Source organism: Pseudomonas marginalis (genome assembly GCF_008692035.1).
Taxonomy (GTDB): domain Bacteria; phylum Pseudomonadota; class Gammaproteobacteria; order Pseudomonadales; family Pseudomonadaceae; genus Aquipseudomonas; species Aquipseudomonas marginalis.
Map to the genome: position 1 here is coordinate 166,501 of NZ_VTFG01000001.1, position 21,279 is coordinate 187,779.

Genomic DNA, 21,279 nt, shown 5'->3' on the forward strand with positions numbered 1-21,279 from the left:
GAAAACCGTGATGAGCAACGCAAACCGTGCCGCCGTGATCGAGGCGTTTTTGCAGCAGATCCGCGTCATCAACCAGCGCGGCGTAGACCGTGCGGCCCTGGTGGAAATCGTCGGCCTGCTGGAGCAATTGGCCGAGCGCCGCGACCTGTTCAACTTCGAGGCATTCCCCGCACCTGTGCCAGGGCAGGGCAGCACCGCATTCCGCTATCGCCTCAACGACGACGGCGATACGCCGACCCTGTACCTCAACTCGCTGTTGCCGGGCAAAAGCACGCTCCCGCACAACCATGAGACCTGGGCGATCATCAGCGCGGTGGAAGGCCAGGAGATCAACTACGTCTATGCGCGCAATGACGAAGGCCGCGAACCGGGCTTCACCACCCTCAGCCTGGAGAAAGAAGTGATCGTGCAGCCAGGCACGTCGATCTCGTTCCTCGGTGAAGACCTGCATGGCATCAAGGTTGAAGGTGAGCAGGCAACGTTGCATTTCCACCTGTATGGCTTGCCGTTGGAATCCCTCAATGGCCGCTACGGCGTGGACGCGGACGGCCGCATCCTCAACTACAACGCCTCGCAGATGGCGCCGTCTATTCGCGCTTACTGATCGCGGGGTGTCAACCGGATCAAATGTGGGAGGGGGCTTGCCCCCGATGGCAGAGTGCCAGTCACCGGATGGATTAACTGACACGCCCTCATCGGGGGCAAGCCCCCCCCACAGTTGGTGTTGCAGTCACTTTTCTCTTAATTGTTGGGACTTCCATGAGCCAGACCATCACCCCACTTCAACTGCAGCAATGGCTGTTCGATGGGCAGGAAATCGCCGTGTTCGACGTGCGCGAGCACGGGCAATACGGCGAAGCCCACCTGTTCCATGGGGTGAACCTGCCCTATAGCCGCCTGGAGCTGGAAGTACGCCGCCTGGCGCCCAACCCGCAGGTGCGGCTGGTGATCTATGACCAGGATGGCGGCGAGGTGGCGGCGCTGGTTGCCGCGCGTTTGCAGGCGCTGGGCTACCGCTGCGTGCATGTGCTGGAGGGCGGTGCCGAGGGTTGGCAGGCGGCGGGGTTGCAGCTGTTTGCCGGTGTGCACGTACCGTCCAAGGCCTTTGGTGAGTTAGTGGAAGAGGCCAGTCACACGCCCCATGTCACTGCGCGGCAGCTGGCGGATTGGCAGGCGCGCGGCGAGCCGCTGGTGGTGCTGGACGGACGACCGTTCGAGGAGTACCGCAAGATGACCATCCCCGGTTCCATCTGCTGCCCCAACGGTGAGCTGGGCTACCGCGTACAGGACCTGGTGCCGGATGAAAGCACGCCCGTCGTTATCAACTGTGCAGGACGCACCCGCAGCATTATCGGCGCCCAGACCCTGATCAACCTGGGCCTGAAAAACCCTGTCTATGCCTTGGAAAACGGGACCCAGGGCTGGTACCTGGAAGATTTCCAGCTGGAACATGGCAGTACTCGGCGCTATGCCGATCAGGTCAGCACTGACCTGGCTCGGCAGCGCCTGGCTGCGCGGCAATTGGCAGAGCGGTCAGGGGTGGTGACGGTATCGGCGGATCAGGTTCGACAATGGGCCGAGGACGCGCAACGCAGCCTGTTCCTGTGTGATGTGCGCACCGCTGAAGAGTTTGCCCTTGGCTCGTTGCCAGGCGCGCAACATACACCGGGCGGGCAGTTGATCCAGTCCACCGACTTGTATATCGGCGTGCGCCAGGCACGCATCGTGCTGGTGGACAGCGATGGTGTGCGTGCGCCGATTGTCGCCAGTTGGCTGCGTCAACTCGGGCACGAAGCCTATGTGCTCAGCGGTGGTATCGACAGCGGCCTGGCGCTGCCGGTGTTGCCGACGGTGGCGTACGAGCCGTTGCCGCTGATCAGCGCCCAGGCCCTGGCGCTGGAATTGAGCGATGTGAACCTGATCGACCTGCGCCCGAGCATGGCCTACCGCAAGGGCCATATTGCCGGGTCCCGCTGGTCGATTCGTGCGCGGCTCAAGACCGATCATCGTCCCTTGGTGTTGGTGGCGGATGACCCGGCATTGGCGGCCTTTGCTGCCGAAGGCCTGTCGGCCAGGTTGCTCGACGGTGGCTTCGCTGCCTGGGTCTCGGCCGGCCTGCCGGTCAACCAAGATCCGCAGACACCGCCCGACGCCGAGTGCATCGACTTCCTGTTTTTCACCCACGACCGTCACAGCGGCAACAAGGACGCCGCGCGCCAGTACCTGGCCTGGGAAATCGGCCTGCTCGCACAAATGAGCGAAGCGGAAATCGCCAGCTTCAAGCCGCTGGTACCTGTGTCGCGGGTGCGCACGCGCTTGATCCATGCCGCGCGTACCGAAAAAGGCCACGGCGGCCGCGCCGTCAACGTACCCGTCACGCGCCTGAGCACCGTGCTGTTCGACAACCTGGCGCAGATGCGCGACGCCCGTGCCCGCCGCGACAGCGAACGGGTGCTCAGCTACGGCGCGCGTGGCAACCCGACCTCCCATGCGCTGGAAGACCTGGTCACCGAGCTGGAGGGCGGCTTTCGCACACGGCTCTACGGTACGGGCCTGGCGGCGGCGGCCCAGGTGTTCCTGGCCTACCTGCGCCCCGGCGATCATGTGCTGATCACCGACGCGGTGTATTCCCCGGTGCGCAAGCTGGCACGGGAATTCCTCCAGCCGTTCGGCATCGAGGTCGGCTACTTCGCACCCGATGGCAAGGGGCTGGAAGCGCAACTGCAAGCCAATACCCGGCTGGTCTACGCCGAAGTGCCGGGCTCACTGTTGTATGAGCTGTGCGATCTGCCGGCGATTGCCGCGTTGTGCAAGCCTCGCGACATCCTGCTCGCCGTCGACAACACCTGGGGCTCGGGCTACCTGTACCGGCCACTGGCGTTGGGCGCGGATATTTCGATCATGGCCCTGACCAAATACCTCGGCGGCCACAGCGACGTGATGATGGGCAGCGTGTGCACCACACCAGCGGCCTGGCCGGCGCTGGGCAGGATGAGCGACACCTTCGGCAACGCGGTGAGTGCCGACGACGCCTACCTGATCCTGCGCGGCGCCCGCACCCTGGCCTCGCGCCTGGATGTGCACGAACGCCAGGCCGTGGACATCGCCCTGTGGTTGCAGGGGCAACCCCAGGTCAAGCGCGTGTTCCACCCGGCCTTGCCCGGGCATCCGGGGCATGGGTTGTGGCGCCGGGACTTCACCGGCAGCAATGGCTTGGTGTCGTTTGAACTGGTGAATGCCGAGGCCGCCTACGTCGAGCGGTTTATCGACGGCTTGCAGCTGTTCGGCCTGGGCGCTTCGTGGGGCGGCTATGAAAGCCTGGTCACCGTGGCCGACACCGGCGACCGCGACAGTGCGGCGGACCGTGGGCTGAACCCGGTGGTGCGCCTGCATATCGGTCTGGAAGATGTGGCGGCATTGATCGAGGATCTGCAACGCGGCTTTGCACGTGCCGTTCTGTGACCGACAGGTTCTGTAATAAAAACGCCATTGCGCTGGGGATTAAATTCGGGACGGGCTATTTTGGTGCATCTCAATAACTAGAGTAGCCATGGATGAAATACCAACCCTTCAGCCGCACACTGATTGCCACCGCCCTGGTGTTGACGGTCAGCGGCGTGCAAGCCGCGTCCCAGGCCCCGGTGGCCGGTGAAAATGGCATGGTGGTGACCGCCCAGCATTTGGCCACGCATGTCGGCGTGGATGTACTCAAGGCCGGCGGTAACGCGGTGGATGCCGCCGTGGCGGTCGGCTACGCGCTGGCGGTGGTGTACCCGGCGGCGGGTAACCTGGGCGGCGGCGGGTTCATGACCGTGCAACTGGCGGATGGGCGCAAGACCTTCCTCGACTTCCGCGAAAAGGCCCCGTTGGCGGCCACCGCCGATATGTACCTGGACAAGGCCGGCAATGTGGTCGAAGGCCTGAGTGCCAAGGGGCACCTGGCGGTCGGCGTGCCCGGCACCGTGTCCGGCATGGAGCTGGCCCTGAGCAAGTACGGCACCCTCAAGCGCGCCCAGGTGATTGCCCCGGCGATCAAGCTGGCGGAAAACGGCTTTGCCCTGGAGCAGGGCGATATCGACCTGCTGCACACCGCCACCGGTGAGTTCGAAAAAGACAAGGATATGCGCGGGATCTTCCTGCACAACGGCCAGCCGCTGCAGGTCGGCCAGAAGCTGGTGCAGAAAGACCTGGCCAGGACCCTCAAGGAAATCTCCGCCAAGGGCAGCGACGGTTTCTATAAGGGTTGGGTCGCCAAGGCCCTGGTGGATTCCAGCCAGGCCGGCAAGGGCATCATCACCCAGTCCGACTTGGACAAGTACAAGACCCGCGAACTGGCGCCCATCGAGTGCGACTACCGCGGCTACCACGTGGTCTCGGCACCGCCGCCAAGCTCGGGCGGCGTGGTGATCTGCCAGATCATGAACATCCTCGAAGGCTACCCGATGGCCGACCTGGGCTATCACTCGGCCCAGGGCCTGCACTACCAGATCGAAGCCATGCGTCACGCCTACGTGGACCGTAACAGCTACCTGGGCGATCCGGATTTCGTGAAGAACCCGATCGAGCATCTGCTGGACAAGAACTACGCGGCCAAGCTGCGTGACGCCATCGAGCCGCAGAAGGCCGGGGATTCCCAGGCGATCAAGCCGGGTGTGTCTCCGCACGAAGGCAATAACACCACGCACTACTCGATCGTGGACAAGTGGGGCAACGCGGTCTCTGTCACTTACACCCTCAACGACTGGTTCGGTGCGGGCGTGATGGCGAGCAAGACCGGGGTGATCCTCAACGATGAAATGGATGACTTCACCGTCAAGGTCGGGGTGCCGAACATGTACGGCCTGGTCCAGGGTGAAGCCAACGCCATCGCACCGGGCAAGGCGCCGCTGTCGTCGATGAGCCCTACCATCGTGACCAAGGACGGCAAGGCCGTGATGGTCGTAGGTACGCCGGGCGGCAGCCGCATCATTACCGCGACCCTGCTGACCATCCTGAATGTCATCGACTACAAGATGAATATCCAGGAAGCCGTGGACGCGCCGCGTTTCCACCAGCAATGGATGCCGGAAACCACCAACCTGGAGACCTTCGCGGTCAGCCCGGACACCCAGAAGATTCTGGAAAGCTGGGGCCACAAGTTTGCCGGGCCGCAGGATGCCAACCACCTGGCGGCGATCCTGGTGGGGGCACCGTCCCTGGATGGCAAGCCGGTGGGCAACAACCGCTTCTATGGCGCGAATGACCCGCGTCGTAATACCGGCCTGTCGCTGGGCTACTAACCCCCCCCTAAAACCAAACACCGCGTCCTGTCTGGCAGGCTGCGGTGTTTTTATTGGGGCGGCTTCGCCACCCAGCGCGGGGCAAGCCCGCTCACTACAACAGCTGTTCTACCGCAGCAAACGCGGCGGTGCGGCGCTCCTCCCAACTCCCCCTGATGACCACCACCGCCTGTCGATGCGCCTGCATCCACGCCAGGCTGTCCTGGAAAAACGCCTGGCGGTCGGCCAGTTCCGGTTGGCAGCGCTGCCCGTCGGCGGTCCATTCCACATCATCCGGCGACAGCAGCAGGTGCAGGTCGTAGTGACGCGCCAGCAGTTCGTCGTCGAGCCATGCCGGGTAGTCTCCGAACAGGGTCTGGCTCCAGAGTTTGTTGGTCAGCAGGTGCGTGTCGAGGACCAGCAGGCGCGGCTGCCGGGCGCGGGCGGCATCTTCCCAGGCCAGTTGGCCGTGGGCGATGGCCGGGATATCCGCCAGGCTGGTGTCGCGCTGGTGGCGGTCCATGAAATCGCGCACGTATTCACGCACCATCAGCCCACCGAAATGCGCGTGCAACTCGGCAGCCAGCCAGCTTTTACCGCTGGATTCGGGTCCGGCCAGTACCACCACCTTCATGGTTGCAACGCCGGGTCGGCGCGCCATTCACGCCAGCCTTGCACGGCGATCACGGTGAACAGGGCGTAGAGCGCAGCGGTGAGGTACAAGCCCTTGTAGAGGAACAGCCCGACAAAAATCACGTCCACGGTGATCCACAGCGGCCAGCATTGCACGCGTTTCTGCGCCATCCACATTTGCGCCACCAGGCTGAAACCGGTGAGGGCGGCATCCAGCCAGGGTTGCGCGGCGTCGGTCCAGTGCGCCATCGCAGCGCCCAGCAGCAGGCTGCCGACCGCACCGATGGTCATGCTGATCATGATTGCCGGCCAACCCAGGCGGGTGACCTGGCGCCCTTGCCTGACCTCGCCGGCGCGGGTCCACTGCCACCAGCCGTAGACTTGCAGGGCGGCGTAGACCACTTGCAGCAGCATGTCGGAATAGAGCTTCACGTCATAGAACACCCAGGTGTACAGCAACACCATCACCAGGCCGATGGGCCAGCACCAGGGGTTTTGCTTGACCGTCAGCCAGACAGCGATCACCCCCAGGGCGGCGGCGAACAGTTCAAGCCCGGACATGGCGGTTCCTTGGGAGAGTGGGAGAGGGCGGGGATTGTAACCAGAGGCCAGCAATCTTCAAAACACAGTAAGGCAAATGTGGGAGAGGGCTTGCCCCGATAGCGGAGGGTCAGCTGCACATATGCAGACTGATGTATCGCCATCGGGGTGTAGCCCCCTCCCACATTTGGAGCAGTGTTAGACCTTGAACTGGCGCAAGAGGCCGTCGAGCTGCTCGCTCAGCCCGCGTAAATGCACGCTGGCCACGTTGGACTGCTCGGCCGCCATTGCGGTGCTGTGGGACAGGCTCGCAGCCTGGGTGACGTTCTGGTTGATGTCTTCCACCACATGGGCCTGTTGCAGGGTGGCGCTGGCAATCGAGGCATTCAAACCGTTGAGGTTGTGCAGCGCCTGGCCGATGGCGGTAAGGCTGGCACCGGCCTGGCCGGCTTGTTCGATGGTCAGTTGCGAGGCGCTGTGGCTGTCGCTGATCACCTTGACCGCGGCTTCCGAGTGACCTTGCAGGCGCTCGATCATCGCCTGGATCTCGGCGGTGGATTTTTGCGTGCGCTGGGCCAGCAGGCGGACTTCATCGGCCACCACGGCAAAACCACGGCCTTGTTCCCCGGCGCGCGCCGCTTCGATGGCGGCGTTGAGGGCCAGCAGGTTGGTCTGGTCGGCGATGGAGCGGATCACTTCCAACACGCCACCGATCTGCGTGCTTTCGCTGGACAAGGTGCGGATCACTTCCACGGCCTGGCTGATGGTGGTGGAGAGCTGGTCGATCTGCTGCAGGCTGCTGTCGATATTGACCTGGCCTTGCTGCGCCTGGGCCTGGGCATCGCGCATTTCGCTGGCGGCGTGTTCGGCGTTCTTGGCCACGTCCTGCACGCCGTAGGTGACTTCATTGATGGCGGTGGCCACCAGTTCCATCTGCTGGGACTGCTGCTGGCTGCGGTCGTGGGCCTGGGTCGCGTTGTTGCCCAGTTCCGTGGAGGACTGGCCCAGGGCGTTGGCGCACACCTGCAACTGGCTGACGACCTGGCGCAGCTTGGCCGTGAAGGTGTTGAAGTGCTGGGACAGCTGGGTGACTTCGTCGCGGCCGTGGGTGTCGAGGCTGCGGGTCAGGTCGCTTTCGCCGCTGGCGATGTTGCCCATGGCGTTCACCGCATCCTGCAGGGGGCGCACGATGCTGCGGGCAATCAGCGATACGAGCAGGGCCATCACCAGTGCGATGCCGAGGACGATAAGCGAGGCCTTCCACACTTGGCTGTTGAACTCGGCCTGCACATCGTCCACGTACACGCCGGAGCCGATGATCCAGCCCCACGGCTCGAACAACTGGATATACGAGGTTTTCGCCACCGGCGCCTCCGCGCCCGGCTTCGGCCAGCGGTAGTTGATGATGCCGGCACCCTTGGCCTTGGCCAGGATCACGAACTCGTTGAACACGGCAAACCCGTCGGGATCGCGGATGGCCGAGAGGTTCTGGCCGTCCAGCTTGGGGTTGGCCGGGTGCATGATCATCACGGGGGTGAGGTCATTGATCCAGAAATAGTCGTCGTGGTCATAGCGCAAGCCGCGCACCGCGCTCAGGGCTTGTTTTTGCGCGGCTTCGCGGGTCATCACGCCGGTGGTTTCGAGGCTGTGATAAAACGTCAGGATCCCGCTGGCGGTCTGGACCACGTGCTGGGTCTGCTGGCGCTTGGCCTGGTACAGGTCGTCGTGGATCTGCTTGAGCATCAGCAAACCCAGGGCCATCAGCATCAGCACGGCGACGATCAGGATCATCCAGAGGCGTCGGCTGATCGACATATTGCGCAAACTGTTCATCGTCCTGTCACTCCGGGCTTTTTATAATTGTGGGCGTCGCATCGACTTTTACGCCTCGTCTGATAGGCTTTCGGCCTGAAATCGCAAAACCTGAGTACTGCCTGATTTTTCACAGAATTTTTGCAGGCCGGCATTGACCATGGTCAACACCGGGCACTTGAGTGCGCTCGTCAGTGAACCATTAAAAGATTGATAAGGCATGCCACAGCGCATGACCTTTGGGGGAAGCATGGATTTTTGGACCGCCATTCAGGCATTGATTCTTGGCGTCGTGGAGGGGCTTACCGAGTTCCTGCCGATCTCCAGCACCGGACACCAGATTATCGTCGCCGATTTGCTCGACTTCGGCGGCGAACGCGCCATGGCGTTCAACATCATCATCCAGCTGGGCGCCATCCTCGCGGTGGTCTGGGAATTCCGGCGCAAGATCCTCGATGTGGTCACCGGCTTGCCGACCCAGCGCAACGCCCAACGCTTCACGGTCAACCTGCTGATCGCGTTCCTGCCCGCCGTGGTGCTGGGGGTGATCTTTGCCGACCTGATCCACCATTACCTGTTCAACCCGATCACCGTGGCCGCCGCGTTGGTGATCGGCGGCATCGTCATGCTGTGGGCCGAGCGCCGCGAGCATGAAGTGCACGCCGAAAGCGTCGATGACATCACCTGGAAAGACGCGCTCAAGGTCGGTTTTGCCCAGTGCCTGGCGATGATCCCGGGTACGTCGCGCTCCGGCTCGACCATCATTGGCGGCCTGCTGTTCGGCCTGTCGCGCAAGACCGCCACCGAGTTTTCGTTCTTCCTGGCCATGCCGACCATGGTCGGTGCGGCGGTGTACTCGGGCTACAAATACCGCGACCTGTTCCAGCCGGCGGACCTGCCGGTGTTCGCCATCGGCTTCGTCACCTCGTTCATCTTCGCGATGATCGCGGTCAAGGGCCTGCTCAAGTTCATCGCCAGCCATAGCTACGCGGCGTTCGCCTGGTACCGCATTGCGTTCGGCCTGCTGATCCTGGCGACCTGGCAATTCGGCTGGATCGACTGGGCAGCGGCCAAGGCATGATGATTCAGCATCCGCGCTTGAAAGCGGCGATCTTTGTGCTGCTGTGCGCGGCGCCGCTGGTGGGGTCGGTATTGGTGTGGCAACGCGGCGAAACCGTGATCCCGCTGGTGGCCTATGGGGTGGTCAGCATGATCGCGTTTTTCCTGTACTGGAGCGACAAGCGCAAGGCCCGCACCGACAGTTGGCGCACTCCGGAAAACATTCTCCACGCCGTGGAACTGGCGGGCGGCTGGCCAGGGGCGCTGATTGCCCAGCAGGTGTTCCGGCACAAGACACGCAAGGTGTCTTACCAGGTGCTGTTCTGGGTGCTCGTGCTGTTGCACCAGGTGTTCTGGCTGGACCAATTGTTCCTCGGTGGCACGCTACTGTCCGTTCTCTAGCAGCAACCCCACCTGCGTGCGCTTGGGCAGTTTGCTCACCACCAACTGGTGGGAGCGCTGCAACAGGCTACGCAGTTCCTCGGCCCCCAGCGGGTAGGGCGTGTTCATGATGATCCACTGCGCGCGTGCCAGGTACGGCGCCGGGTGGATGCCGGGACGGTCCACATGGCCGAGGAACAAGTCCTTGTCGACCTTGAACGCCAGCGAGTCGCCGCGCAGGTTTTGCAGGGCAAACATCTTGTTGCCTGCTATCGAGAACACCCGCACGCCACCCCATTTGTAGTCTTCCCGCGCGCCGGGCAGGCTCAGGCAGAACGTTGCGACCTGTGCTTCGGTCATTTTCATAGCAGGCGGTCTCCGCAGCTTTTGAAGCCTTCTTCCAGGTAATCGATCCAGGCGCGAATCGCCGGCAGCACGCCACGGCGATGCGGGTAGACGGCCTGCAGCCAGCCGCCCGGCAACGACCATTCCGGCAGCAATTGTACGAGCCGGCCGCTGGCCAGTTCTTCTTCGCAGTACATCATCGGCAGCACGGTAAAGCCCAGGCCCATGATGGCGCTGGCCTTGCGTACGTTGAAGTCATCGACGCCCAGGCGCGCTTCCATCACCAGGTCGTGGGGGTTGCCTTCGGGATCGAGGATGCGTTGGTGCACCATGCGGTCTGCTTCCAGCGCGCCGAGTATCGGCAGTTGCTTGAGGTCGTCGAGGCTGTTGATGTGCCGACCGTGCAAAAAGTTCGGGCTGGCGACCAGTGCCGTCTGGGCCGGGCGCAGGCGCTTGGTGACCAGCAGCGGGTCTTCATCGCCCAGTTCGCGCACGCGCAGCGCCACATCGATGCCTTCGGCTACCAGGTCGACACGGCGGTTGACCAGGGTCATCTCCAACTGCACCTGGGGGTGGGCGGCCAGGAAACCCGCGACCACATCCGGCATCATGTTTTGCGCCAGGCCCACCGGACACGTCACCCTCAGCCGCCCACGGGGTTCGCTGGACATGCTGGCGACGGCCTCGTCGGCCATTTCCGCTTCGAGCAGCATCGCCTGGCAGTGGCGCAGGTAGCGCTCGCCGACGGCGGTCAGGGTCAGTTGCCGCGTGGTGCGTTGCAGCAGGCGCGCGCCGAGGCGTTCTTCCAGCTCGGCAATGCGCCGCGACAGCCGCGACTTGGGAATGCCCAACAGCCGCCCGGCCGCCGCAAAGCCGCCGGCTTCGACGACTTTGGCAAAATAGTAGAGGTCGTTGAGGTCTTGCATGGTCAGCCTATTGTCCTGTCAGTGGGACAAACTATCGCATTTCAGGCGTCTTATCGACTATTGGTTTCATGCGTAGCATCCCCTTCATCTGATCGCCACTGTCGATCCCACCCTCGGAGATCCACCATGAAACTGTTGCACATCGATTCCAGTATCCTCGGCGACAACTCGGCTTCCCGGCAGCTCAGCGCTGGCGTGGTCAAGGCCTGGCAAGCGGCCGAGCCAGGTGTGGAAGTGACCTACCGTGACCTCGCCAGCGAAGGCATCAACCACTTCTCCGGCGCGACCCTGGGCGCCCTGGGCACCGCCGCCGAACTGCGTGACGCCGCACAACAGCACGAGGCCGACCTGAGCGCCAACAGCCTGGCCGAATTCCTCGCCGCCGACGCCGTGGTGATCGGTGCGCCGATGTACAACTTCACCATTCCAACCCAGTTGAAAGCCTGGATCGACCGCATCGCCGTTGCCGGCCAGACCTTCCGTTACACCGAAGCGGGCCCTGAAGGCCTGTGCGGTAACAAGAAAGTCATCATTGTGTCCACCTCCGGCGGCATGCATGTCGGCCAGGCAACCGGTGTGGCCCACGAGGAATACCTCAAGGTGATGCTGGGCTTCCTCGGTATTACCGACATCGAATTCGTCCGCGCCCATGGCCTGGCCTACGGTGATGAAGTGCGCAGCAAATCCCTGAGCGACGCCAACGTGCTCATCAACGAACAATTGTTCGCTGCTGCGTAAGGCTTGTGTAAATTTCGCCTCTGCTCGGTTTCAATCCGAAGCCGGGCGCCTAAACTCTGTATTCTTGTCGCCTGAAACGACTGGAGTACGGAGTTTTTTCGTTTACCCGCTGTCATTACTTTGGCCCAGGTTATGCACGCATGGGTTTATCACCCGATGCGAGTGCCTTGAACCATGGACTTTTCATATAGACATGCCGCGGGTGTTGAACGTGGTCACGCAGCAAAGGTGGACATCCTCATGATGCGTCTTTGTGCTGTTATGGTTCTTTCCCTGCTCGGCGGCCTGATTTCAGTGCACGCCGCGCCCGCGCCGCACCCCCATTGGAGTGTGGGCTTCCACCGCATGAGCTTTCTCGACCCGCTGGACCTGCAGCCGATGAAAGCCGTGGCCTTCTACCCGTCCACCGACGATGAACACAGCACGCAACTGGGTCCCTACCACGTCGCCGCCAGCGAAGATTCCAAGATCGCGATTGGCCGCTTTCCGATGTTGATGCTGTCCCATGGCAACACCGGTACGCCGCTGGCCCTGCATGACCTGGCCACCTCCCTGGCGCGCAAAGGCTTTGTGGTGGTCGCGGTGTTGCATCCCGGCGATAACTATAAGGACCACAGCCGCCTGGGCACGGTGAGTAACCTGTACGGCCGGCCGATCCAGATTTCCGAAGCGATCACCGCGACCCTGGCCGACCCGATGCTGTCGCCGTTCGTCAACGTCGATCAGGTGGGCGTTATCGGCTATTCGGCCGGTGGCGAAACCGCGTTGATCCTGGCGGGAGCCAAGCCGGACTTCGACCGCCTGCGCCGCTATTGCCAGGAACGCCCCGAAGATCGTGATGCCTGCACCACCAAGGGCGAACTGGTGGTGGACCGTGACGACCTGCAACCGCAATCCGACCCGCGCATTCATGCCTTGATGTTGATGGCGCCGTTGAGCCTGATGTTCGGCCGCCACACCCTGGCCGACGTGCATGTGCCGGTGCTGCTCTACAGCGGCGATGGTGACAAGCTGGTGGCGGTCGACAAGAATGCCGCCGCCCTGGCACGCAAACTGCCGGAGCCACCGGACTTCAAGCTGCTGGCGGGGGCAGGGCACTTCGTGTTCATGGCGCCGTGCGACAGCGACCAACTGGCCGCGATGCCGGCCATCTGCACCGATGCGGACGGCGTCGACCGTGAAGGCATCCACCGCGACCTGATCTCCGAAGCCGGGCGTTTTTTCACCCATACCCTCGGCCAGGCTACCCGCGCCGGCTTGCAGACCGCCGATCAGTAAGCGCGGCGCTTGAGCAGCAAGGTCACGCCCAGCGCCGTGACCGATAACAGCGCTGCGCAGAAGAAAATCCAGCTGTAACCCAGGTTCAACGCCACGGCGCCCATCAACGGCCCGGCAATCGCCAGGGCCAGGTCGAAAAACACCGCATAGGCACTCAGGCCGGCACCGCGGCTGCTGTTGGGCACCTGCTTGATGGCCTCAACGCCGAGCGCCGGGTACACCAGCGACAAGCCAAAGCCGGTCAGCCCTGCACCGATCAAGGCTACGCCGGTGGACGGTGCCAGCCATAGCAGTGTCAGGCCCAGGGTCTCGATGATCATGCAGGCAATCGCCGCCCTGAAGCCGCCAAACCGGCTGATCGCGGAGATGAACAGTAGCCGCGAGAGGATAAAACATACGCCAAACACCGTGAGGCAGTACGCCGCGCCGGCCCAGCCGCGATTGAGGTAATACAGGGTGATAAAGGTGGTCAGGGTGCCGTAGCCGATGGATGCCAGGCACAGGCTGGCACCAAAGGGTGCGATGCGCCCGAACACCGCCCAGAACGGCAGGCGCTCGCCACGCACCACCGGCACCGAGGGTTTGTTGCGGATCAGCATCAGGCCCAGCGCCGCCAACACCGACAGCGCGATACCCAGGCTGGTGTAGCCATATTCGGCGACCATCACCACTCCGAGCGGCGCGCCGATGGCGATGGCACCGTAGGAGGCAATGCCATTCCACGAAATCGACCGCGCCGTGTGCTCCGCCCCGACCTGGCCCATGCACCAACTGATGGTGCCCACGCCGATCAGACCCTGGGCCACGCCCAGTAACAGCCGGCCGACGATCAGAATCCCCAGGCTCAGGCTGGGCAGGCTGTCCACCAGGGTGGCGAAGAACGTCAATACACCGCTGACCAGGATGCCCGCCAGCCCCAGCACAATCGCGCGCTTGGTGCCGACGTTGTCGGACATGCGCCCGGCCATGGGGCGGCTGAGCAGGGTTGCCAGGTACTGCGAGCCGATGGTAATCCCGGCCACCACCGCGCTGAAGCCCAGTTGCTCATGGACATAGCCCGGGATTACCGCAATCGGCAGGCCGATGCAGATAAAGGCGATGAAGGTGTAGAACACGATGGAGACGATCTGCAGGGTGATCGACAGGGAGGAGGGGGCGGCGTTGGACATGGGCACTCGTTCGCGGGCGGGCGGTGAATGCATCATGGCAAGGGCTTGGGGGAAAAGGAAGCAGGCTAACTACTTTGGCTGAGAAACCGGCCTACTGTGGTGAGCAGGCTTGTTGTGGTGAGCGGGCTTGCCCCGCGCTGGGCTGCGCAGCAGCCCTGAAAACGAACACCGCGTTTTGCCTGGCAGAATGCGGTGTTTTTTATTGGGGCTGCTGCGCAGCCCAGCGCGGGGCAAGCCCGCTCACCACAAAAGCCCGCTCACCACAAAAGCCTGCTCACCACAAAAGCCCGTTCACCACAACGAGCCTGTTCCCCAGGGTTTCACGTCGCTACTGTTAGAACACCACGCCCTGGCTGCGCAGGTAATCGTCGTAGGTGCCGCTGAAGTCGATCACGCCGTTGGCGCTCAACTCGATGATGCGGGTGGCCAGGGACGATACGAACTCACGGTCATGGCTGACGAAAATCAGCGTGCCCGGGTAGTTCTCCAGCGCCAGGTTCAGCGCCTCAATGGATTCCATGTCCAAGTGGTTGGTCGGTTCGTCCATGATCAGCACGTTCGGCTTTTGCAGGATCAGCTTGCCGAACAGCATGCGGCCTTGCTCACCACCGGAGATCACCTTGACGGACTTCTGGATTTCATCGTTGGAGAACAGCATACGACCCAGGGTGCCACGGATCATTTGCTCGCCTTGGGTCCACTGGCCCATCCAGTCGAACAGTGTGACGTCGTCTTCGAAGTCGTGGGCGTGGTCCTGGGCGTAGTAGCCCAGTTCCGCGGCGTCGGTCCACTTGATGCTGCCGGCATCCGGGGTCAGTTCGTTGACCAGGGTGCGCAGCAGGGTGGTCTTGCCGATACCGTTCGGGCCGATGATCGCCACGCGCTCGCCGGCTTCGATCTGGAAGCTGAAGTCCTTGAACAGCGGCTTGCCGTCGAAACCTTTGGCCATGCGCTCGACGATGACCGCCTGGCGATGCAGCTTCTTGTTCTGTTCGAAACGGATGAACGGGCTCACACGGCTCGAAGGCTTGACCTCGGCCAGTTGGATCTTGTCGATCGCCTTGGCGCGGGAAGTGGCCTGCTTGGCTTTCGAGGCGTTGGCCGAGAAGCGGCTGACGAAGGACTGCAGCTCGGAGATCTGCGCTTTCTTCTTGGCGTTGTCCGACAGCAGTTGCTCGCGGGACTGGGTCGCCACGGTCATGTACTCGTCGTAGTTGCCCGGGAACAGGCGCAGCTCGCCGTAGTCCAGGTCAGCCATGTGGGTGCACACGCTGTTCAGGAAGTGACGGTCGTGAGAGATGATGATCATCAGGCTGGAGCGCTGGGTCAGGATGTTTTCCAGCCAGCGGATGGTGTTGATGTCCAGGTGGTTGGTCGGTTCGTCGAGCAACAGCACTTCCGGGTCCGAGAACAGTGCCTGGGCCAGCAACACACGCAGTTTCCAGCCGGGGGAGACTTCGCTCATCGGGCCGAAATGCTGTTCCAGGGGAATACCCAGGCCCAGCAGCAGTTCACCGGCACGGGATTCGGCGGTGTAGCCGTCCATCTCGGCGAATTCGGTTTCCAGCTCGGCCACGGCCATGCCGTCGTCTTCGCTCATTTCCGGAAGCGAGTAGATACGGTCGCGCTCGGCCTTGACCTTCCACAGCTCCTCGTGGCCCATGATCACGGTGTCGAGCACGGTGAATTCTTCGTAGGCGAACTGGTCCTGGCGCAGCTTGCCCAGGCGCACATTCGGCTCCAGCATGACCTGGCCGCCGGACGGATCGAGGTCGCCGCCGAGGATTTTCATGAAGGTCGACTTGCCGCAACCGTTGGCACCGATCAGACCATACCGGTTGCCGGCGCCGAACTTGACCGAGACGTTCTCAAAGAGCGGCTTGGCGCCGAACTGCATGGTGATGTTAGCTGTGGAGATCAATTACTTTACCTATCAATGGGTTGCGAGCGTGGCGGCAGGAGCCTTCAGGCATGCATCAACAGCGACATCAAGGCGCGAAACCCGGTCGCTGAGCAAAAAATGGGGGATGTGTGTTGGAATTTGGCGCGCATTGTCGCATATGTCAGGCGACAGTTGTATGGCGGCCGACGACGGATGTTCAGCGTTTTGAATGTGGCAAGCCGTTCTCGACGAGGCCGCGCTCAGTAAGTTGTTGCGATTGCCTGTGCGAGCTGCATATCGGTCATGGGGCGCGTGTGAGGGGCCGAGCGGTAGTGTAGAGATGCCTGCTCAAACTGAGCGCCGCGAATTTCGCCCTCGGAGCCAATGAATGCAAGGGCATCATCCTTCGCTTTTTTCATTACTGAGGGCGAGTAGACCGTAAATGCCGTGGTCCCGCCGAGGACAATGGTCGGGAACAGGGTGGTGGCGCTCAGCGCTCTCTCGACCGGGTTCTCCACATACCATGCCATAGCGTTGGTGCTGATCGATGCCATGAGGGCGATTGCCAGCGTCTTCCAGGAATTCATTCTTCGATGCTTCCATTGCGGTCGAAGGACGCACGGTAACAGAGTCGGCTGAGCGCCAGAAACCCGGCCCGTCAGCAATTAAACACAGGCGCATAACGCTCTTCGCGTTTCTTGAAGTGAATCGGGGCCATAGGGACTTTTTCACCGTTGACGAATATGTCCGGGAAGGTGAGCGTGAAATCATCCATGTCGCCTTGGCCCAATGCTGTCCCTTTGAACTCGCTGTGGAATGTTTTCCTGGGGTCGAAACCGGTTTTGAGTTGTTCAATGGTGACAGGATAGCTTTGCCCATTCGCCAGGGTGACCGTGACAACGGGCGACGCTGCACTGACCCAAAGCGCCGGGTCGGCCTGTTTGACGGCTGCTGTGCTATTGGATGGGTAGAGCCGTCCGAACAGGCGCAGTTCAGCAGCGGTTGAGCGCTGGTTACCCGGCCAGCTGGATGTGCCGGGTGGCGCCACATAGACCAGCACATGAACCCAGTTGAGTTCTTCTGCCAGTGGGGCATAGCTCATCGCCGCTTTCGGGCCGGGGCAGGTGCGCGAAAGCAGGGCGTTGCTGCCCACCGTCGACTCCGGATGCAGATAGGGCCCCGTGCTGCATCCTGCGAGCAGAAGCAGTAGCGGATACAGGATGTATTTCTTCATAGGGGCAACTCCATTTGCTGTTTGGGTTCGGCGCACAGTGTCGCTTATATCATGCGGCAGATGCGTGGGGGGCCAAGATGGGCTTCGCCAGCGTCTCCGGCATCGCCAGCCATAACAGCGCCAACGCGACGCCCGCCACCCCGGCCAGGGTGAGGAAGGCCGCATTGTAGCCCGCCTGCTGCACCACAAAACCGGCCAGGCTGCTGCTCAAGGCCGCGCCCAGCCCAAATACGGTGGACAGCGCCCCCAGGCTGACGTTGAAACGCCCGGTGCCCTGGGTCAGGTCCTTGACGATCACCGGGAACAGCGCACCGAAGATCCCTGCGCCGATACCGTCGAGCATCTGCACGGCCACCAGCCAGTAGGGATCGCTGGACAGGGTATAGAGCACGCCACGCAGCGGCAGGATCATGAAGCCGAACAGCAACAGCGGCTTGCGCCCCCACACGTCGGCCTTGCTGCCCACCAGCCAGGCCATCGGCACCATCACCAATTGTGCGGCGACAATACAGGCCGAGGTCAGCGGCGTGGCCATCTGCAGGTTGATCTGCGAGAGCTTCTGGCTGACCAGTGGCAGCATCGCCGCATTGGCCAGGTGGAAGAGGGCGCAGCAGACGGCAAACAGTAATAACGGCCGGTTGGCCAGCAAGACCGCAATGCCGGACGGCTGCTCATGGTCGCTGTGGTGGGCAGGGTCGAAGCCCCGGGCCACCTCATGGTCGATCGCCTTGGCGGAGACGCAACTGACCGCGACGACGCTGGCCACCGCCATAAAGGCCATCAGGTAGAACACCACCACGGGTCCGAACAGGTACGCCAGGCCACCGGCCAACAGCGCCGCCACAGCGTTGCCGGCGTGGTTGAAGGTTTCGTTGCGCCCGGTGCGCCGGGTGAACGCACGTGGCCCGGTAATGCCCAGGGAAATCGCGGAAATCGCCGGCGCGAACACCGAGGCGGCGATGGCACTGGCCGCCTGGGTCAAGGCAACCAGGCTGAATGAACTGACGAAGGGCAGCAACAGGCAACTGCCGGTCACCAGCAGGGCGGCAACGGCAATCACCGCGCGTTTGCTGCGCGTGCGGTCGATCAGGGCACCCGCCGGGCCCTGGGTGATCAGCGCGGCGATACCTGCCAGGGTCATGACTACGCCGATACTGGCCGGATCCCATTTGTGCACCGCCAGCAAGTAGATGGCCAGGTATGGACCGAGGCCGTCGCGCACATCCGCCAGGAAAAAATTCAGGCTGTCCAGGGACAGGGTATTACGCAGGTCGGCGTGTGTGGCCATGATCAGGACTTCGCAGGGGGCGTTCAAAGGCTGAACACTCATTGCGCTAGTGACCTGCGCGCAGTTCATTTAGTTTCGCCTGCTGCTGGGGTTTTAATCTGCGGGCTTGTGGCTTATTTTCTTTGCCTCGCCGTATGACTTATCTGGAGACGCAATGGACATGCCCTCAGCTCAACAGGCGATTGCCTGCAACAAGGACGCCTGGGATCAATCCGCCGACCTGCACAAAACCACCGAGACCTGGAGCGCCCTGCTTAACGGGGTCCGCGACCCTGGGTTTTCGTGCCTGGACCCCACCCTTACCGGGCTGTTGCAAGACATCGGCGTTGCCGGCAAAGAGGTGGTGCAGGTGTGCTGCAATAACGGCCGCGAAAGCCTGTCGCTGTTTGGCCTGGGCGCGCGTTTGGTGGTCGGTGTGGATCAATCCCGGGCGTTCCTGCAGCAGGCCCGTGAGCTTGCCGACGTTTCGCCCCACAACCCGGAATTCATCGAAAGCGATATCCACCAGTTGCCATCCCGCTTGCACGAGCGCTTCGACATTGCCTTGGTGACCATCGGCGTGCTGGGCTGGATGCCGGATGTGGCGCTGTTCATGCGCCATGTTGCGAGGACCTTGAAACCCGGTGGCACGCTGGTGATGTATGAAACCCACCCGTTTCTGGAAATGTTCGACCCGCGCGCGCCAGACCCACTGTTGCCGGCCAGTTCGTACTTCCAGCGTGAGCCTTTTGTGCTGCAGGAGTCGATTGTCTATGAGGGGCAGGGCGAAGTGGCGGGGCCGACCTCCTATTGGTATGTGCACACCCTGGGGGATGTGGTGAGCGCGGCGATTGCTGCGCAATTGCAGATCGACCATCTGCAGGAATATGCCCACTCCAATCGCGAAGAACTTTACGACCAGTACGAGCACCAGCCTGCCCAGTTGCCCCTGTGCTTCACGCTGGCCGCCACCAAGCGTCCCGCCTGAGCCGATTCGCACCAGGCAAAAAAAAGCCCGCGAACTGGCGGGCCAAGGGATTTACTGGAGTAGGTAGGCTTCACCCTATAGGGCTGAAAGTGAAGGCTTTGTGAAAATGCTGTCACGCGTTCGGATGGCGTACAGCATCAAGCGCGGCGCACGAAAGTGCGCATGGTTTGGCCTGGGCCGGTACTGAACACGATGGGCCTGGGCATACCTTCATCCGCCGCAATGAACACAAATGAATCCCCCTCGAGGCGATAACTGGCGGGCAGGTGCTTACCGGCGTCATCGCCCAGGGCGTCCACCCAGGTAATGCTTTTGGGAACCGTGCTGCTGTCGAGGAAAAACCGACCCGCCAACAACACCTCGCCACTGACGGTCTTCACTTCGAAGCGGTCGCCGCTGATAGTGGTTAAAGCACCCGGAGCGCTGTGGGCATCGATGGGATTGAGTACGCCACTGTCTTCGAGTGAGGTTTGCTCCCAGGCGCCTTGAAGGGCTTGAATATCCGGGTCTGAAATGGATGACATACAAATTCCTTTTTGCTGCAGGAGTAATTGCCGGACGTTGCCGGCGGTGCTGCCTTTTACCATCTTTCGCCGTTCGATGATCGGTGGTTGCCGGGCCCCAAGGCCAGCCCGTCGAGGCGTCTGCAAGGCACATTCGGTAGACAGGTTTTCACAATTCTTGATTAACTTTTGGTTACAAACTGTGGCTAAATAACTGCCACGGACCACGTATCGGGACATTACTCAGCCGTTCGTGCCAATTGTGTGAATTGTGATTTCAGATGCTGCTATCCATCCTCAGCCGTTGTGGGCGCGCAGGAGCAGCCTGTTTTCTCCTGACATGTGACGAAATCCCTTGAAACTCATCATTGTTGTTCTCTACGTTGCCTCCATTGCGTATGTACACCTGCGTGGTCGGGTGCGGCATAAGCTGGGCCGCCAACTCAGTGATCATTCGACCTTCCTGGCCCCGATCAACTGCTTGCTGTACCTGTGCTCCAGGTTACCCGGCCGTCCCTACCTGTCACCCAGTGACTTTCCTGACTTGAGCCCCCTTGAGGCGCATTGGAAGGAGATTCGCGAGGAGGGCCTTAACCTCATGCACATGGGTGAAATCAAGCGCTCGGACCAGTACAACGATGTAGGTTTCAACTCGTTCTTCAAGTCTGGCTGGAAACGCTTTTACCTGAAATGGTACGGCGAAAGCCATCCTTCGGCGATGAAACTGTGCCCGCGTACTACCGAGCTGTTGCAGGGCATCGGCTCGATCAAGGCGGCAATGTTCGCCGAGTTGCCACCGGGCTCCAAGCTGGTGCGCCACCGTGACCCCTACGCCGGTTCGTACCGTTATCACTTGGGTCTGGTGACCCCGAATGATCCGGGCTGCTATATCAATGTGGACGGCGAGAACTATTACTGGCGTGACGGTGAGGCAGTGATGTTTGACGAGACCTACATCCACTACGCCGAAAACACCACGCAGCAGAACCGCATCATCCTGTTTTGCGATATCGAGCGGCCGATGAAATATCGCTGGGCTGCCACGTTCAACCGTTGGTTCAGTCGTAACGTCATGGCCGCTGCAGGCTCGCCCAACGATGCAGGCGACAAGACCGGCGGGCTCAATCGCGCATTTAACCGGCTGTACAAGATTCGCTTGCGTGGCAAAGAGCTGAAAAAACGCAACCGCACACGTTACTACCTGGAAAAATGGGCGATCTTCGCGGCCCTGGCACTCATCTTCATACTGATTTGAAGTCGATTCGG

General features: G+C 62.0%; 20 protein-coding genes. 9 read left to right on the forward strand and 11 right to left on the reverse strand.

Features of this window, described 5'->3' with window-relative positions; all coding sequences use genetic code 11:
- Positions 1-10: 10 nt before the first annotated feature.
- The 3 genes from FX984_RS00700 (at position 11) to ggt (ending at position 5,279) form a co-directional block, all read left to right on the forward strand.
- The gene (locus FX984_RS00700; RefSeq protein ID WP_146476478.1) at positions 11-604 is read left to right on the forward strand and encodes a cysteine dioxygenase family protein; all 594 of its coding nucleotides are present in this window, start codon (positions 11-13) and stop codon (positions 602-604) included.
- 155 nt (positions 605-759) lie between these two features.
- Positions 760-3,462 carry a cystathionine beta-lyase gene (metC, locus tag FX984_RS00705; RefSeq protein ID WP_146476477.1) on the forward strand — a complete coding sequence of 901 codons (2,703 nt, stop codon included), beginning with the start codon at positions 760-762 and terminating at the stop codon, positions 3,460-3,462.
- A 92-nt stretch (positions 3,463-3,554) separates the two neighbouring features.
- A complete protein-coding gene (gene ggt, locus FX984_RS00710; RefSeq protein ID WP_027607914.1) occupies positions 3,555-5,279 on the forward strand; it encodes a gamma-glutamyltransferase in 1,725 nt (574 codons plus the stop codon).
- 94 nt (positions 5,280-5,373) lie between these two features.
- On the opposite strand, the gene FX984_RS00715 is transcribed toward ggt, so the two are convergent.
- From FX984_RS00715 to FX984_RS00725, 3 genes are all read right to left on the reverse strand, one after another.
- Complete coding sequence (locus FX984_RS00715; RefSeq protein WP_065927763.1) at positions 5,374-5,892, reverse strand: AAA family ATPase; 519 nt, start codon at positions 5,890-5,892, stop codon at positions 5,374-5,376.
- A complete protein-coding gene (gene pnuC / locus FX984_RS00720) occupies positions 5,889-6,452 on the reverse strand; it encodes a nicotinamide riboside transporter PnuC (protein WP_092359429.1) in 564 nt (187 codons plus the stop codon). Before pnuC ends, FX984_RS00715 begins: the two co-directional genes overlap by 4 nt.
- Before the next feature lie 177 nt (positions 6,453-6,629).
- Positions 6,630-8,264 (reverse strand): methyl-accepting chemotaxis protein, encoded by a 1,635-nt coding sequence (locus FX984_RS00725; RefSeq protein ID WP_027607911.1) that lies wholly within the window; start codon positions 8,262-8,264, stop codon positions 6,630-6,632.
- A gap of 229 nt (positions 8,265-8,493) precedes the next feature.
- Between FX984_RS00725 and FX984_RS00730 the strand changes: the two genes are divergently transcribed.
- Together FX984_RS00730 and FX984_RS00735 are read left to right on the forward strand one after the other, a co-directional pair.
- Positions 8,494-9,324 carry an undecaprenyl-diphosphate phosphatase gene (locus tag FX984_RS00730; RefSeq protein ID WP_027607910.1) on the forward strand — a complete coding sequence of 277 codons (831 nt, stop codon included), beginning with the start codon at positions 8,494-8,496 and terminating at the stop codon, positions 9,322-9,324.
- A complete protein-coding gene (locus FX984_RS00735) occupies positions 9,321-9,704 on the forward strand; it encodes a DUF1294 domain-containing protein (RefSeq protein ID WP_146476476.1) in 384 nt (127 codons plus the stop codon). The genes FX984_RS00730 and FX984_RS00735 overlap by 4 nt, the downstream gene beginning before the upstream one ends.
- Here the strand turns inward: FX984_RS00735 and FX984_RS00740 are convergent.
- Together FX984_RS00740 and FX984_RS00745 are read right to left on the reverse strand one after the other, a co-directional pair.
- Entirely contained in the window at positions 9,687-10,049 is a 363-nt protein-coding gene (locus FX984_RS00740; protein ID WP_065941321.1) for an MmcQ/YjbR family DNA-binding protein, read from the reverse strand. The genes FX984_RS00735 and FX984_RS00740 overlap by 18 nt on opposite strands.
- The gene (locus tag FX984_RS00745; protein WP_027607907.1) at positions 10,046-10,954 is read right to left on the reverse strand and encodes a LysR substrate-binding domain-containing protein; all 909 of its coding nucleotides are present in this window, start codon (positions 10,952-10,954) and stop codon (positions 10,046-10,048) included. Before FX984_RS00745 ends, FX984_RS00740 begins: the two co-directional genes overlap by 4 nt.
- A gap of 126 nt (positions 10,955-11,080) precedes the next feature.
- On the opposite strand from FX984_RS00745, the gene FX984_RS00750 reads away from it, so the two are divergent.
- Both FX984_RS00750 and FX984_RS00755 read left to right on the forward strand, forming a co-directional pair.
- The gene (locus tag FX984_RS00750) at positions 11,081-11,692 is read left to right on the forward strand and encodes an FMN-dependent NADH-azoreductase (RefSeq protein WP_027607906.1); all 612 of its coding nucleotides are present in this window, start codon (positions 11,081-11,083) and stop codon (positions 11,690-11,692) included.
- 240 nt (positions 11,693-11,932) lie between these two features.
- The gene (locus FX984_RS00755; RefSeq protein ID WP_027607905.1) at positions 11,933-12,970 is read left to right on the forward strand and encodes an alpha/beta hydrolase family protein; all 1,038 of its coding nucleotides are present in this window, start codon (positions 11,933-11,935) and stop codon (positions 12,968-12,970) included.
- On the opposite strand, the gene FX984_RS00760 is transcribed toward FX984_RS00755, so the two are convergent.
- The 5 genes from FX984_RS00760 to FX984_RS00780 form a co-directional block, all read right to left on the reverse strand.
- On the reverse strand, positions 12,964-14,139 hold the full coding sequence (locus FX984_RS00760) for an MFS transporter (protein WP_027607904.1): 1,176 nt from the start codon (positions 14,137-14,139) through the stop codon (positions 12,964-12,966). The genes FX984_RS00755 and FX984_RS00760 overlap by 7 nt on opposite strands.
- 334 nt (positions 14,140-14,473) lie before the next feature.
- On the reverse strand, positions 14,474-16,060 hold the full coding sequence (locus FX984_RS00765) for an ABC-F family ATPase (protein WP_027607903.1): 1,587 nt from the start codon (positions 16,058-16,060) through the stop codon (positions 14,474-14,476).
- Positions 16,061-16,281: 221 nt separating this feature from the next.
- Positions 16,282-16,608: a DUF2388 domain-containing protein gene (locus tag FX984_RS00770; RefSeq protein WP_027607902.1), complete on the reverse strand. Its 327-nt coding sequence runs from the start codon at positions 16,606-16,608 to the stop codon at positions 16,282-16,284.
- A 71-nt stretch (positions 16,609-16,679) separates the two neighbouring features.
- Complete coding sequence (locus tag FX984_RS00775) at positions 16,680-17,255, reverse strand: hypothetical protein (RefSeq protein WP_027607901.1); 576 nt, start codon at positions 17,253-17,255, stop codon at positions 16,680-16,682.
- Positions 17,256-17,304: 49 nt separating this feature from the next.
- The gene (locus FX984_RS00780) at positions 17,305-18,543 is read right to left on the reverse strand and encodes an MFS transporter (RefSeq protein WP_027607900.1); all 1,239 of its coding nucleotides are present in this window, start codon (positions 18,541-18,543) and stop codon (positions 17,305-17,307) included.
- A gap of 154 nt (positions 18,544-18,697) precedes the next feature.
- On the opposite strand from FX984_RS00780, the gene FX984_RS00785 reads away from it, so the two are divergent.
- Entirely contained in the window at positions 18,698-19,510 is an 813-nt protein-coding gene (locus FX984_RS00785; protein ID WP_092359433.1) for a class I SAM-dependent methyltransferase, read from the forward strand.
- A 137-nt stretch (positions 19,511-19,647) separates the two neighbouring features.
- Here the strand turns inward: FX984_RS00785 and FX984_RS00790 are convergent, their stop codons facing one another.
- Positions 19,648-20,034, reverse strand: coding sequence for a TIGR03067 domain-containing protein (locus tag FX984_RS00790; RefSeq protein ID WP_098479636.1), 387 nt, complete (start codon positions 20,032-20,034; stop codon positions 19,648-19,650).
- 334 nt (positions 20,035-20,368) lie between these two features.
- Between FX984_RS00790 and lpxO the strand changes: the two genes are divergently transcribed.
- On the forward strand, positions 20,369-21,268 hold the full coding sequence (gene lpxO, locus FX984_RS00795; RefSeq protein ID WP_065948679.1) for a lipid A hydroxylase LpxO: 900 nt from the start codon (positions 20,369-20,371) through the stop codon (positions 21,266-21,268).
- Positions 21,269-21,279 lie beyond the last annotated feature (11 nt).